Below are 13,840 nucleotides of genomic sequence, written 5' to 3'. Positions count from 1 at the left end.
GGGCTCTTGCGGCGGAGCACCGTTGGAGGTGATCAAGCAATACATTCAAAACCAGCGGGGCTGACGCCCCGGCGAAATTCCCCTCCCACCTACGTCGGAGGGAGTCCCCTTTCGCATTTAAGATGGCGTGAACCTGGGCGCTGCCCAACAGGGTGAGGGTCAGGATGAGCGCGGTCTGTCTGAACATGATCAATACCTCTGGCAATGGGTCATTCGGGCTTGCCGCTCCCTGGGCGGCAAGGGGCTTGCGTTGGCGAGCTGCAGCCCTCTCTCACCATAGCAGGAGCGAAAGACGATGCCTGTATCAGCTCTGGGGGATGCGGACCCCCTTGTCGAGGTAGAGGCTGCTGTAGTGGGCGCGGTGGGTGACGAACATCACCTGATGGCGACTGCCATCGGAGAGAATGATGAAATCACCGGCCTGTGCCGGGCTTTGCAAGCGGATCTCGTGTTCGGGGGCCGTCAGCTTGTCGGCCTCCTCCCGGAAGGTGAGGGTGTAGGAATACATATGGCGCTCCACCGCAGGCTCATATACAGACACGCCTACAACTCTAGCCGCGGTGGCCGGGATCCGCGGCGCCCAAGCGGCGCCGATGGTGCAGATAATGTCAGCAACGGTGAGGCACAGGGATCAGGGACGACCACTGAGCAGGATGGCGCCGCCCAGGGTGATGAAGAGTCCGCCGGTGATGCGGCCAACGAGGCGCTCGCCGCGACCTGGCTTGAAGTAGCGACCGGCGCGCCTAGCCAGGGCGACATAGCACAGATGCACCAGGCTGACGATGGCGCAGATGGTCAGGTACATGGTGATGAACTGCAGCGTCAGCGGACTCTGGTGATCGAGGAACTGGGGCAGCAGAGCGCAGAGGAAGACGATGGTCTTGGGGTTGCTGGCGGAGACCAGAAAGGCTTCTCGCAACAAGGAGAGGGTGGTTCTGGTGCGTCCCCGAGCGGTGGAGGGAGAGAGCCCTTGGGCACCGGTATTGGCCGCGCGCAGCGCCTTGTAGCCCAGATACACCAAGTAGCCACCCCCCGCCAGCTTGAGGGCGACAAAGAGGGGAGGCAGGGTTTGCAGCAGGGGCCCACCCCCATGGCGACCAGACCGATGAGGATGGCCTGGCACCCCAGGTTGCCGAGGATGCTGACAAGGGCGGCGCGCCAGCCGTGTTGCAGACCGTTCTTGACCACCAGCAGCACATTGGGGCCAGGGGTCAGTGTCGCCAGCAGATAGGCCAGCGCAAACAGCATCCAGGTATTGGGGTTCATGAGCACATCCTTGGCGTCAAAGCAGGCATGATGCCAGCCTCTTTGACGAGTCGTCCAGCGGCGTCTCTCCCGGCCCCGAAGAGGATTCAGGGGAGGGCAATCCGGTGCAGCATGGTCTGCGGCTGGAAATGCAATAGGCAAGGATGTGTATAAAAAAATCGCATTAAGGCAGTTTTTTATGATGTGTTAAAACCGCAGATAAGCTGTCTTTTTTCTCACCGGCTAACCAATGGCGTCGCAGCATACTGATTTCACCGATATCGATGGATCGCCAATCGTAAGCGCTGCTCGTCCTGCCTCGAGCTTGTCGACTTGCAGGGTTCCTTGAAGCGCTCTTTCTTTGGTGCGAGAAAGATCACTGTTGTGGACAGAAAGATCCCCTCTACTTGGCCATATGGAACCGCAATGAATGAGGGGGGAGGATGTCACTTTTTGATGAGCGTCGAGTGCAGGATCTCTGTGCCCGCTTGCTGGCAGACACTAATAACCAGGGATATTCACTCGATAGCAAGCATGGCCGCGAGTTGAGAGATCTCCTGCAGGCTGTGGGTGGAGTCAAGCCAGTGGGACGAGGGGCTCGTCATGTGTTGACCGATGCTGGAAGGAATTATCTCGCAGCACAGCTGGCACAGGTTGCACCAGTGATGCCGGACAGGCGTGACACGATACGGGCTCTCGGGGTGGACCTGCCCGCACATCTAAACCAGGCCAGTTTTCATGCCCTCTGGCATGGGGACAGCAAGAGCGGGATAGATCCAGATAATGATGCTATCGACATCACGCTGACACAGGATGAAGTGATTCGACTTCGCACGCTGAGCCCGCTGTCACTCATCGACCAGGACGGACTGCGCCACGACATGAGGGCGCAACTGGCACTATTGGGAGAGCTGGTCTTACCGGAGCGCTGCTTGAGTAAGTTACATGGCATTGAGTGGCAGGGGCGGCAACTGGTCACGGTGGAGAACAAGGGAGCTTTCGTGGATTACCCGCTGCAAGTGGGGGAGTTGTTGCTCTATGTGCCTGGCCGCAATACCAAGTTGGCACGTCAGGTATTCCCGCTGTTGCCGGCTGCCGTACCCTGGGCCCATTTTGGCGATCTGGATCAGCGCGGATTGGATATCGCTAACGAGCTGGCCCATGCCCTTCGTCGTCCGTTGGCTCTTTGGCTACCCGACACCTTGATGGCCTATGTTCATCACTATGCCCGCACTCTGATCCGCCGTCTGGAGGGGCAACCGATCAGCAGAGGCAAGATCCCATGGGAGGAGGTCCCCGTGGTGAGTGAGCATGGCAAGCAACTGGAAGAGGTCCTTATATATCTGATCGAAAGGGGATTGTGGTTGGAACAGGAAGTATTGGTGCTAGCCGGAGGTTGGCAGTCATGGCCACTCGACGCGCCTTGCGGCCAACGCAGTAATGAAAAAACCGCCATCAGGCGGTTTTAATGGTTGTCAGCCCCTATTTCAGGGCTTTTTTCAGCTTTTTGATCTTGCTTTCGTGCTTGGCGATTTTCGCCTGGCGGGCGGCGATCTTCTTCTTGATCTCTTTCTTGCTGGCCATGGGGCGGCTCCTTGTCTCGTGGGCGCCATGGGGATCAGGGTGCCCGGGGTCTTTCCATGCGTGCCGGGAAGGCCCTCTCCGTTGGCGCACTGACAGTCAGGGGAGGGGCATACCGCGGAACTGGTTTGCAGGATAGTCCAGTTTCCCGCGAGTGCCACCCGAACGGCAGGAAACAGAGGCAACAAAAAAGCGCCCCTGGGGGCGCTTCTGGCTTGAAGGGGCGGTATCAGGCCTTCTTCAGGTAGGCGGCCACCAGCACGATCTGCATGCCGTTGACCTTGCCCTCGATGTGCAGCGGGTTGTTGGTCAGGCGAATGCCCTTGACCAGGGTGCCGCGCTTGGCGGTGAAGCCCGCGCCCTTGACGTCCAGATCCTTGATCAGGGTGACGGAGTCCCCTTCCACCAGCACGGCGCCATTGGAGTCGACGGTCGGCACGCTGTCGTCATCGTCGCTGGTCACGCCGGCGTCTGCCCAGGCCTTGACCTCGTCTTCCATGTACATCATGTCCAGCATGTCCTGGGCCCAGAGCTCGCCCCGGGCGACGAGGGCCTTCAACTGGCGCCAGGCCATCACCTGCACCGCCGGCACCTGGCTCCACATGCTGTCACCCAGGCAGCGCCAGTGGTTCACCTCCGTGGTGTCCGGCTGCTCCAGCTGGCCGCGGCAGGTGGCGCAGAGGGCCACGCTGTGGTCGTCGTCGCTGGCGGGGGAGTGCGGCACCGGGAAGGCAGTCAGCGCATGTTCTGCGCCACACAGCTCGCATTTGGCATTTGCACGGGCTTGCAGGATGGCATTGATGGTCATGATTGGGTTCCGTTTATAGGGGTAAAGCGGCTCGCCGTGGCGGGCTGCGCGAATGAGGGGGCGGAATATAGCACAAATCCCTGCTTTTTGTCAGGCTACCAGCGGCGCACAGGCGAGTGCTTTTTGACGGCAGATCGCTAGAATGAGCCTCCCTTTTTGCGCCAAAGGACAGGTTCACCGTGCTGGCCCACCGTTTTCGACAACTTGACTGCTTGCTCACCGCCGAGCGACGCTGGTGGCAATACCAGCCCTATCACCATTTGGGGATCGCCTTTGCCCGCGAGGCGCCAGCCCTTGCGAAGTGCCTGGCAGCCCTGACCCTTGACGAGATAGCGCACCTCGACGGGGACATGGATGCGCTCTGCACCCTGCTTGCCCCCTGGATCCCGGCGGGGGCCGAGTTGCAGGCCCTCAGCGAGCTTGCCCCTTTCGCCCCAGAGCCCGTCCAGTGCGCCAGGACCATGGCGATGTACATGCCGGGACGCAAGCAGGGGCAGATAGAGGCCTTCACCGGCTGCCTGCCCCCCCACCAAGGTCCCTATCTGGAGTGGTGCGCCGGCAAGGGGCATCTGGGGCGCCTGGTGTCGCTGCACCGTGGCGCGGAGATCCTTAGCCTGGAGTGGCAGGGGGCGCTCTGCGAGGAGGGGCGGCGGCTCGCCGCGCGCGACGGCGCCAACATGCGGTTCGTGGAGGCGGATGCCTTTGCCGCCGAGTCCGGGGCCCTCATCGCCCCGCACCATCACGCCATGGCGCTCCATGCCTGCGGCGATCTGCACACCCATCTGTTGACGCGGGTGGCCGAGGGGCGTGCCCAGGGGGTGACCCTCTCCCCGTGTTGCTACCACCTCATCAGGGGAGAGCACTATGCGCCCCTCTCCCGGGCCGCCAGGGCCAGTGCCCTGCGCCTTGGCAAGAGCGATTTGAAGCTGCCGCTGCAGGAGACGGTGACCGGCGGCGCCCGCATCGCCCGGTTGCGGGAGCGGGAGGTGGTGTGGCGCCTCGCCTTTGACTGCCTGCAGCGCCAGGTGCGCGGGGTGGATGAGTACCTGCCGGTGCCCAACCTGCAAAAGAGCCTGCTGACCGGGGGCTTCGAGGATTTCTGCCATTGGGCCGCCGAGCGCAAGGGGATGGGCTTGCCCGCGGGGCTCGACTACGCCGCCTTGCTGGCACAGGGGGAGCGGCGTTTTGGCGATGTCGCCCGCATGGAGCTGGTGCGCCACCTGTTTCGCCGTCCCCTGGAAATCTGGCTGCTGCTCGATCGCGCCCTTTTCCTCGAGGAGCAGGGCTACCGGGTCGAGGTGGGCACCTTCTGTCCCAAACCCATGACCCCGCGCAATCTGCTGATCCGGGCGGTGCGCGCAGGGGGGATCTGAGCAAGCGTCTGGACAGGTCGGATGGCTGCGGCCGCAAGACCAGGGGCTGGATTCCCCTGCAAACGAGCGCCATCTGAGTGCAGGGAGGCATGGCTCACAATTTCGCCAAATTCTTAATTCTTGTCGTGAATTTAGTTGTCAGGATGCCTATGCTCGCCCTGACATTTTCAAGACAAGGATGGTTACCCATGTTCATGCTCACGCGTACCGCCTGCCTGGTTGCCCTCGTCTGGGCACTGCCCGGCCAGAGCGCCATGACAATCCAGCCCGATCCCCAGAACAGCGGGGGCTATGTGATGGCGGCGGTGGATCTTGCCAGTGCGGCCCAGGCCAAGACCGCCAACCCCATGTACGGGATCTGGTCCCACGCCCTGGCCACCCGGCCCAATTCGGTGGTGGAGGCCATCGTTGCCCGCGCCCCCGGCAACCCGGACAACGTCAAGCGGGTCGAGCGGGTCTTCACCGAATCGGACTGGGAGTTCCTGACCCAGATGGCCGCCCCGGAGTACACCTACGAGCGCTTCCTGCGGGCGGTGGGCAAGTTCCCCGCCTTCTGCGGCGACTACACGGACGGGCGCAATGCGGACGCCATCTGCAAGAAGTCCATCATCACCGCCTTCGCCCACTTTGCCCATGAGACCGGCGGCCACATTGCCAAGGAGAATGTCTCCGACAACCCCCTAGGGCTGGAGGAGTGGCAACAGGCCCTGGTGCACGTGCGGGAGATGGGCTGGTCTGAGGGGCAGACCGGCTACACCACGGGGTGTGGCCAGAGTGACTGGCAGAACCGGCGCTGGCCCTGCAGCACCGGTCAGGGCTATTTCGGTCGCGGCGCCAAGCAGCTCTCCTACCACTTCAACTACGGCGCCTTCTCCGAGGCCATGTTCGACGGCGACGCCTCTGTGCTCCTCAACAACCCCGGGCTGGTGGCGGACTCCTGGCTCAACCTCGCCTCCGCCATCTGGTTCTTCCTGACGCCCCAGGCCCCCAAACCCGCCATGCTGCACGTCATCGACCGGACCTGGGTGCCCTCCCAGCGTGAGCTGGCGGCGGGCATCGGCTACGGCTTTGGCACCACCATCAACATCATCAACGGTGGCATCGAGTGCGGCGAGCAGAACAAGAACAAGGGCCAGCCGGTCAACCGCATCCGCTACTGGGAGGGGCTCGCGGCCCACTACGGGATCCCGCTGCTGGCGGACGAGAAGAACACCTGCTGGCAGCAGACCCCCTATGGCAGTCTCAACCTCAACGGCGCCACCGACGTGCTCTACACCAACTGGGACGGCAACTGGAAATACTACCCGGACAGACCCGGCGGCTACTCCTTCGAGTGTGATCTGGTGGGGTACCAGACCGCCTATTCGGCCCTGGTGCCGGGGGATTACGAGAAGTGCGTGACCAACTTCTACGGCTCCCACGCCAGCTGGCCCAAGGTACGGGTGGTGGCCACGCTGGATCCGGCCCCGGTCGACCCCGGCACGCCACTGGTGGACGGGGTACCGGCCTGGGAGGCAGGCAAGGTCTACACCGCGGGCAACAAGGTGAGCCACAAGGGGATCATCTATCAGGCCAAGTGGTGGACCCAGGGCAACGAGCCGGGCAAGGGCGACCCCTGGGCACCGGTGACCTGATAGTCAGTACAAGCGCAAGCACCCCGGGGAGGCCGCACGCCTCCCTTGTTGATCGCCGCGCTGGCTTGCTGCGCCTCTTTTGGCACTGATAGAGTGCGGATTCACACCGAGGGAGGATGACCATGAACATCGCCATTCATTTTGAAATTCCGGTACAGGATATGGAGAGAGCCATCCGCTTCTATGAGGGGGTCTTCGAGACGGTGCTGGAGCGGGTGCAGATCGATGGCAACGAGATGGCGCTCTTTCCCCTGGAAGGTGGCACGGCGGGCTGCTCCGGCGCCCTGGCGAAGGGGGAGAGCTATGTACCGAGCCTGGATGGCACCCGGATCTATCTGCGGGTGCCTGACATCGAGGGGGCCATGGCCCGGGCACTGGCATCGGGCGGGGCCTGTCTCTATCCCGTCACCCGGGTCGGGGAGAGCCTCCGGGTGGCGGAGTGTCGGGATTGCGAGGGGAATCGCATCGCCTTGCAGGAGGGAACCTGACCATTATTTATCCGGTGCATGAAATGTGTTGAGTCATTCACACGATGAATAAAGAGGGGGATTTTCCCGCTCCGGGAGCCTCAGCCCTGCGGTGAGGCTCCGGAATGGTCAGTTGCCGCCCCCCGGATCCCGTGCTACTTCATCTGGTGCGGCAAGAAGGCGAGCACCCGTTCGCCCGGTCTGTCGCCCCAACTCTCAGGAGGCATCATGGAAGGACATTGTCTGTGTGGCGGGATCACCGTGTCGAGCGGCGATCACAAGGAGGTCAACCTGTGTCACTGCGCCATGTGCCGGCGCTGGTCAGGGGGGCCCATGTTCGCGGTGCACGGGGGCAAGGGCGTGCGGTTCACCGGGATGGCCCCGGTGGCCTACCGCTCGTCGGAGTGGGCGGAGCGCGGATTCTGCCCCACCTGCGGCACCCATCTTTTCTACCATCTGTTGCCGACGGACGAGTACATCCTCTCAGCCGGCCTGTTTCAGGATCAGGGGTTCGAGCTCACCGGGCAGATCTTCATCGACGAGAAGCCCGACTTCTATGCCCTCAAGAACGACACCCCGACCCTGACCGGACAGCAGGTGTTCGAGCAGTTCGCCCCCAAACCCTGAGCCTGTACTCACCCCGAGGAGAAGCCATCATGGATGAACAACCGAAGGTGAAGGGGCCTGCCTCCTATTTTCCCGCCATCGAGCAGAAATACGGCCAGCCCATCGTCCACTGGCTGACCCTGCTGGCAGGGCGGGAGGAGCGCAAACACATGGCCCTGGTGGCCTGGCTCAAGGACGAACACGCCATGGGTCACGGTCATGCCAATGCCCTGGTGGCCCACTTTTTGGCGCAGCCCGATGCGCCCGGCGTGGCATGACAGTGCCACAGTGCAAAACGTGCAGGAAAGCCAGAAGAGCAGAGAGATGAAGATAAGCGTCAGCGTCTGGGTTGCCAGGCCGATTGCCGATGTGTGGCAGGGCTGGAACACCCCCGCCAGCATCATGGCGTGGAACGCCGCCTCTCCGCAGTGGCACTGCCCCCAAAGCCGGGTGGACCTGCGGGTGGGCGGGCGTTTTTGCCACCACATGGCGGCGCGGGATGGCAGCACGGGGTTTGATTTCGAGGGGACCTTCACCGAGGTCACAGCACCGACGGGGCTCGGCTACGTCATGGACGATGGCCGCGAGGTGAGCGTGCGGTTCGTGGCAGAGCAGGGGGGCACCCGGGTGGAGGAGCGGTTCGATACCGAGTCCCTGCACAGCGGCGAACAGCAGCGGGCGGGGTGGCAGAGCATCTTAGATAACTTCAAGCGCCATATGGAAGTCGTCGGCTGACCCCTGCGGGGCGCCAAGAAAAAACCACCGCAAGCTGGCGGTGGTTTTTTTATGGCGTTCGCCCGGGGCAAGGCGGGGCGTGGAAGGGGGTCACTCCTCGATGTCCAGCAGCACCAGGATGGCGCTCTCGCCCCCCCACTCCCGCGGCGCCTGGTGAAAGGCGCGCACAGCGGGGTGCTGGGCCAGCCAGCTCGGGATGCGCTGCTTGAGGATGTGCTTGCCGATGCCGTGCATCACCGAGGCGACGTGGATGTTCTCTTTTCGGCACAGGGTGAGCAGGGCCGCCAGCTCCTGCTTGGCCTGGTGCTGGTTCATGCCGTGCAGATCCAGATAAATCTCCGGCGGGTAGCTGCCGCGCTTGAGCTTTTTCAGCTCGAATTTTGACACGTCGTCGCGCACGTAACGGGTCGGCCCGTCCGCCTCGAGATGGGGCTGGTACTCGTCGCTGAAAAAGTGGTCAACCCCAAGCTTTTCGCGGCTCTCGCGCACTTCGCGTTTCTGCTTGACCGGGCTTGAGGAGGCCCTTATGGTATCTTGCTTAATTTTCCGGGTACCTTTGACAGCATCACGAAACAGCAGGCTTTCCTCGTCTGTGAGTGAGGGCGTATTTTTCATCAGGTACTCGTCTTGCTCGCTGTATAAAATTCTCGGGCCGGATATTACTCGACTTGGAGGTGGATTTGGACAAGATATTTATCGATGAGGTGGTTGCCGAAATGCACACCATCCAGGACATGTTGCGCTGGGCCATGAGTCGTTTCAACGACGCCGGGATCTTCTACGGACATGGTACCGACAACGCCTGGGATGAGGCCGTGCAACTGGTGCTGCCCGCGTTACATCTGCCGCCGGACGTGGATCCGGGCATGCGCCACTCCCGCCTGACCACCAGCGAGCGCCACCGCATCGCCGAGCTCATCATCCGCCGCGTGCAGGAGCGCATTCCGGCGCCTTACCTGACCAACAAGGCCTGGTATGCGGGCTGGGAATTCTACGTGGACGAACGGGTGCTCATTCCGCGCTCCCCCATCGCCGAGATGGTGGCCAACCGCTTCGCCCCCTTCCTGAAAGACGAACCGACCCGGATCATGGACCTGTGCACCGGCTCCGGCTGCATCGCCATCATCATGGCCCACGAGTTCCCCCATGCGGAAGTGGATGCCATCGACATCAGCGTCGATGCCCTCAACGTGGCCGAGCGCAACATCAACGATCACGGGCTGGAGCAGCAGGTTATCCCCATTCGCTCCGATCTGTTCCGGGATCTGCCGGCCGGTGACAAGTACGATCTCATCGTCTCCAACCCGCCCTACGTGGACTCCGAGGACATGTCGGATCTGCCGGAGGAGTTTCGCCACGAGCCGGAGCTGGCCCTGGCGTCGGGCTCCGACGGCCTCAAGCTCACCAAACGTCTGCTGGCCAATGCCGCCGACTTCCTGAAAGAGGATGGCGTGCTGGTGGTCGAGGTGGGCAACAGCATGATCCACCTGGAAGCCCAGTTCCCCGAGGTGCCCTTCACCTGGGTCGAGTTCGAAAACGGCGGCCACGGCGTCTTTGTGATGACCCGCGCAGAGCTCGAGCAGTACCAGGCCCATTTCGCCATTTACAAGAACTAAGCAGCAAGGAGCATTCATGGCAGGGAACAGTTTCGGCCAACTCTTTCGGGTCACCACTTTCGGCGAGAGCCACGGTCTGGCGCTGGGCGCCGTGGTCGACGGCTGCCCGCCGGGGCTGGAGATAAGCGAAGACGATTTGCAGGGGGATCTGGACAGGCGCAAGCCCGGTACGTCCCGCTACACCACTCAGCGCCGCGAGGCGGACGAGGTGAAGATCCTCTCCGGGGTGTTCGAGGGCAAGACCACGGGCACCTCCATCGGGCTGCTCATCGAGAACACCGATCAGCGCTCCAAGGACTACTCCGAGATCAAGGATCTGTTCCGACCCGGCCACGCCGACTACACCTATCACCAGAAGTACGGCCAGCGTGACTACCGTGGCGGCGGCCGCTCCTCGGCCCGCGAGACCGCCATGCGGGTCGCGGCGGGCGCCATCGCCAAGAAGTACCTGAAACAGGTGCACGGCATCGAGATCGTGGGTTTTCTCTCCCAGCTCGGCCCCATCAAGGCGGAAGGGTTCGACGAGAGCCAGATCGAGCAGAACCCCTTCTTCTTCCCCGATGCGGGCAAGCTGGAGGCGCTGGATGAATACATGCGTGCCCTCAAGAAAGAGGGAAACAGCGTGGGGGCCAAGGTGTGCGTCGTGGCGCGCAACGTGCCGGTAGGCCTAGGGGAGCCGGTGTTCGACCGCCTCGACGCCGACATCGCCCACGCCATGATGGGCATCAACGCGGTGAAAGGGGTGGAGATCGGTGACGGCTTCGCGGTGGTGGAGCAAAAAGGCTCGGAGCACCGGGACGAGATGACTCCGACCGGCTTTGCCAGCAATCATGCGGGGGGCATCCTGGGGGGCATTTCGTCGGGTCAGGAGATCGTGGTGAGCATGGCCCTCAAGCCTACCTCCAGCATCACGGTGCCGGGCAAGACCATCACCACCAGCGGTGAGGCCACCGAGATGATCACCAAGGGGCGTCACGACCCCTGCGTCGGCATCCGTGCCGTGCCCATCGCCGAGGCCATGCTGGCCCTGGTGCTGATGGATCACCTGCTGCGCCACCGCGCCCAGAACCAGGGCGTGCACACCCAGACCCCGCAGCTGCGCTGATCACGCTGCGGGCCAGGTGAGTGATCACCAGATACCACAAGGCGACCCCAGGGTCGCCTTTTTCATGGTTTTTTGCCGGCGTCGGCGTCAGGGGGCCGATGGCGTCGAGAGCGATGGGTGCCGGGTTGCGTCCAGGCGGCAGCGGGGCGGCGCAAAGGCGGGATCCGGTGAGGGCAGGGTGGCGATGGCGGCATCGATGCGGGCGAGCGCCTCATCGTTCACGGCCTTTTTGGCAAACATCAGGCGCACCGGCTGCTGGTGCAAGAGCACCTGACACTGGATGGCATTGCTCGCCCCGAGCTGGTAGCGGGCGTATTGCCACTCCATGATGACGCCGTCGAGGCGGCGCGCCAGCAAGAGGGTGAGCAGCCTGTCATCGCTGTTGTATTCACTCGCCTGCCCGAGGGCAGGGCACTCCTCGTTCATCGGCAGGGGGCGGGTACCCCGCAGCTTGCCAAGTCGAAGCCCCTTGGCCTGGCAGAGGGTTGCCAGCTCTGTGAGCCCTTGCCAGCCGTCGGGCTCCCCGGCCTGCGGGCGCTGGCTCAGCAGCACGAAGCTGGCGCGCCGATAGGGGGCGGAGAAGCGGGCGAACCGCTCCCGCTCGGGGGTTTTCAGGGCGCCCATGGCCACGTCCAGCTGCTGGCGCTCCATGAGGTAGAGGGCCCGGGCCCAGGGGAGGTTGCGAAAGGCGGGCTCCACGCCTGCCTTGCCCAGGATCTGGCGGGTCAGGGTCACGTCCAGTCCGCCGAGGGTGCCGTCGGCAGCGATTTGACTGAAAGGGGGCCAGTGGCTCCAGGCCACCGACAGGGTCTCCCTGGCGGCGAGGGGCTGGGCGAAGAGCAGGGGCAGGACGAGGCCCAGCATGCGCCGGGCGGTGGGGGTGAACTTCCGTTTCAATCAAAACCTCCTGTTCCGTGTATCGCGCCGTCCCCGGCAGGCTGCGCAGGGGCATTGATACATACGGCGATTCGGGCCATTTTGTCCTGCCTTCGTCCCTATTTCCAGCCGTGCTGGGAGGCGCATCACATTTTCCTCGTCTAAGTGCGCCAACTCCGTTAGACTGCGCCTCTATTCTTTCCCCTTTGCTCTGCTCCCCGGGGAAATCGTTGTTTTCTCTATAGGCCCGGATCCTGTGAGATGGCATCGGCTCAGCAGAGGAGCCCCACCACGATCTTTGGCGCCCCTATCCCTAGCAGGTAACTATGAGTTTTACTTCCCTCGGTCTGGCCGAACCCTTGTTGCGTGCCGTTGCCGAGCAAGGCTACGACACCCCGTCTCCCATTCAGCAACAAGCGATCCCGGCGGTACTGGCTGGCCGTGATCTGATGGCCGCCGCCCAGACCGGGACCGGCAAGACCGCAGGTTTCACCCTGCCGATGCTGCAGCGTCTGATTGAAAGCAAGCGCAAGGTCTCCCCGAACCGCATCCGCGCCCTGGTGCTGACCCCGACCCGCGAGCTGGCCGCCCAGGTGGGCGAGAGCGTGCGCAACTACGGCAAGCACCTGCCGATCCGCAGCCACGTGGTATTTGGCGGCGTGAGCATCAACCCCCAGATGATGGCGACCCGCCGTGGTCTGGACGTGCTGGTGGCCTGCCCGGGCCGCCTGATGGATCTCTACAACCAGAACGCCGTCAAGTTCGACGAAGTGGAGATCCTGGTACTGGACGAAGCGGACCGCATGCTCGACATGGGCTTTATCCGCGACATCCGCCGCATCCTGGCCCTGCTGCCGAAGAAGCGCCAGAACCTGCTCTTCTCCGCCACCTTCGCCGACGAAATTCGCGAGCTGGCCACCGGTCTGCTGGACAACCCGGCGGTGATCGAAGTGACCCCGCGCAACAGCACCGCCGAGCGCATCGAGCAGCTGGTACACCCCTGCGACAAGGCCAACAAGATTGCCCTGCTGAGTCACCTGGTCACCAGCAACGACTGGCAGCAGGTGCTGGTGTTCACCCGTACCAAGCACATGGCCAACCGCGTTGCCGAGACCCTCGACAAGAACGGCGTCAGCGCCGCCGCCATCCACGGCAACAAGAGCCAGGGTGCCCGTACCCGCGCCCTTGCCGGTTTCAAGGATGGCAGCGTCAAGGTGCTGGTGGCGACCGACATCGCCGCCCGTGGCCTGGACATCGACAAACTGCCCCAGGTGGTCAACTTCGAGCTGCCGAACGTGGCGGAAGATTACGTGCACCGTATCGGCCGTACCGGCCGTGCCGGCGCCGCCGGTCACGCCATCTCCCTGGTCGCGGCCGATGAAGGCAAGCTCATCAAGGCCATCGAGCGGCTGACCAAGCAGAACATTCCGTGCGAGCAGGTGGCCGGTTTTGAAGCCTCCCGCGAGACCCTCGACAACATCGCCCGTGGCATCGGCGCGCCGCTTCGCAAAGAGCCGCGGGATCCGAGCGAGCAGCGCCGTGCGCCGCGTCCGCAAGGCCAGGGCCAGGGCCAGCGTCAGGGTGCCGGTCGCTCCGGCAATGGCGCCGGTGGCAATGGCGGCGGTAACCGCTCCGGCAACGGTGGCAAGCCCAAGCCCCAGGGCGGCCAGCGTCCGGCTGATGGCGCCGCGAAGCCGGCCCAGGCCCGTCGTCCCCGTCGCGCCAGCCACAACCAGTAAGCGGCCAGGGAGCCAGGCTCCCCCACTGTTCGGTTGATACAAAAAGCCCCGCCAA

14 protein-coding genes and 2 pseudogenes are annotated in these 13,840 nt (G+C 63.4%); 11 read left to right on the top strand and 5 right to left on the bottom strand.

Annotation, left to right across the window (positions count from 1 at the left end; all coding sequences use genetic code 11):
- Window positions 1-64: pseudogene (locus HKD46_RS17110) on the top strand (IS200/IS605 family transposase); the annotation flags it as partial.
- 240 nt (window positions 65-304) lie between these two features.
- Here the strand turns inward: HKD46_RS17110 and HKD46_RS17105 are convergent.
- Window positions 305-508 (bottom strand): hypothetical protein, encoded by a 204-nt coding sequence (locus tag HKD46_RS17105; RefSeq protein ID WP_039040737.1) that lies wholly within the window; start codon window positions 506-508, stop codon window positions 305-307.
- Between the two features lie 123 nt (window positions 509-631).
- Window positions 632-1,248, bottom strand: a pseudogene (locus tag HKD46_RS17100) (LysE family translocator).
- 440 nt (window positions 1,249-1,688) lie between these two features.
- On the opposite strand from HKD46_RS17100, the gene HKD46_RS17095 reads away from it, so the two are divergent.
- Entirely contained in the window at window positions 1,689-2,714 is a 1,026-nt protein-coding gene (locus HKD46_RS17095; RefSeq protein ID WP_049636773.1) for a Wadjet anti-phage system protein JetD domain-containing protein, read from the top strand.
- A gap of 341 nt (window positions 2,715-3,055) precedes the next feature.
- On the opposite strand, the gene HKD46_RS17090 is transcribed toward HKD46_RS17095, so the two are convergent.
- Window positions 3,056-3,634 (bottom strand): alkylphosphonate utilization protein, encoded by a 579-nt coding sequence (locus tag HKD46_RS17090; RefSeq protein ID WP_039040739.1) that lies wholly within the window; start codon window positions 3,632-3,634, stop codon window positions 3,056-3,058.
- Window positions 3,635-3,813: 179 nt separating this feature from the next.
- On the opposite strand from HKD46_RS17090, the gene HKD46_RS17085 reads away from it, so the two are divergent.
- The 6 genes from HKD46_RS17085 (at window position 3,814) to HKD46_RS17060 (ending at window position 8,449) form a co-directional block, all read left to right on the top strand.
- Window positions 3,814-5,007 carry a methyltransferase gene (locus tag HKD46_RS17085; protein WP_052816244.1) on the top strand — a complete coding sequence of 398 codons (1,194 nt, stop codon included), beginning with the start codon at window positions 3,814-3,816 and terminating at the stop codon, window positions 5,005-5,007.
- A 188-nt stretch (window positions 5,008-5,195) separates the two neighbouring features.
- On the top strand, window positions 5,196-6,641 hold the full coding sequence (locus tag HKD46_RS17080; RefSeq protein WP_171865708.1) for a chitinase: 1,446 nt from the start codon (window positions 5,196-5,198) through the stop codon (window positions 6,639-6,641).
- A 122-nt stretch (window positions 6,642-6,763) separates the two neighbouring features.
- Window positions 6,764-7,129, top strand: coding sequence for a VOC family protein (locus HKD46_RS17075; protein WP_052816241.1), 366 nt, complete (start codon window positions 6,764-6,766; stop codon window positions 7,127-7,129).
- Window positions 7,130-7,336: 207 nt separating this feature from the next.
- A complete protein-coding gene (locus HKD46_RS17070) occupies window positions 7,337-7,735 on the top strand; it encodes a GFA family protein (RefSeq protein WP_041211468.1) in 399 nt (132 codons plus the stop codon).
- Between the two features lie 29 nt (window positions 7,736-7,764).
- Complete coding sequence (locus HKD46_RS17065) at window positions 7,765-7,992, top strand: DUF4287 domain-containing protein (protein ID WP_042863908.1); 228 nt, start codon at window positions 7,765-7,767, stop codon at window positions 7,990-7,992.
- A 46-nt stretch (window positions 7,993-8,038) separates the two neighbouring features.
- Window positions 8,039-8,449, top strand: a complete 411-nt coding sequence (locus tag HKD46_RS17060) for an SRPBCC domain-containing protein (protein WP_052816240.1) — start codon at window positions 8,039-8,041, stop codon at window positions 8,447-8,449.
- Window positions 8,450-8,539: 90 nt separating this feature from the next.
- Here HKD46_RS17060 and smrB read toward each other — a convergent pair whose 3' ends face one another.
- Complete coding sequence (gene smrB / locus HKD46_RS17055) at window positions 8,540-9,064, bottom strand: endonuclease SmrB (protein WP_049636766.1); 525 nt, start codon at window positions 9,062-9,064, stop codon at window positions 8,540-8,542.
- Between the two features lie 65 nt (window positions 9,065-9,129).
- Here smrB and prmB point away from each other — a divergent pair, with 65 nt between their 5' ends.
- Both prmB and aroC read left to right on the top strand, forming a co-directional pair.
- Entirely contained in the window at window positions 9,130-10,065 is a 936-nt protein-coding gene (prmB, locus tag HKD46_RS17050; RefSeq protein ID WP_041211581.1) for a 50S ribosomal protein L3 N(5)-glutamine methyltransferase, read from the top strand.
- Window positions 10,066-10,081: 16 nt separating this feature from the next.
- A complete protein-coding gene (gene aroC, locus HKD46_RS17045; RefSeq protein ID WP_042017130.1) occupies window positions 10,082-11,170 on the top strand; it encodes a chorismate synthase in 1,089 nt (362 codons plus the stop codon).
- Between the two features lie 87 nt (window positions 11,171-11,257).
- Here the strand turns inward: aroC and HKD46_RS17040 are convergent, their stop codons facing one another.
- The gene (locus HKD46_RS17040) at window positions 11,258-12,067 is read right to left on the bottom strand and encodes an ABC transporter substrate-binding protein (protein WP_049636765.1); all 810 of its coding nucleotides are present in this window, start codon (window positions 12,065-12,067) and stop codon (window positions 11,258-11,260) included.
- Window positions 12,068-12,372: 305 nt separating this feature from the next.
- Here HKD46_RS17040 and HKD46_RS17035 point away from each other — a divergent pair, with 305 nt between their 5' ends.
- Entirely contained in the window at window positions 12,373-13,785 is a 1,413-nt protein-coding gene (locus HKD46_RS17035) for a DEAD/DEAH box helicase (RefSeq protein WP_161470131.1), read from the top strand.
- Window positions 13,786-13,840: the final 55 nt, after the last annotated feature.

It is taken from the genome of Aeromonas sp. TW 6 (assembly GCF_013168745.1).
Classification (GTDB): Bacteria; Pseudomonadota; Gammaproteobacteria; order Enterobacterales; family Aeromonadaceae; genus Aeromonas; species Aeromonas caviae.
The sequence above is the reverse complement of the archived record's forward strand: the minus strand, read 5'-3'. Positions and strand labels throughout refer to the sequence as shown.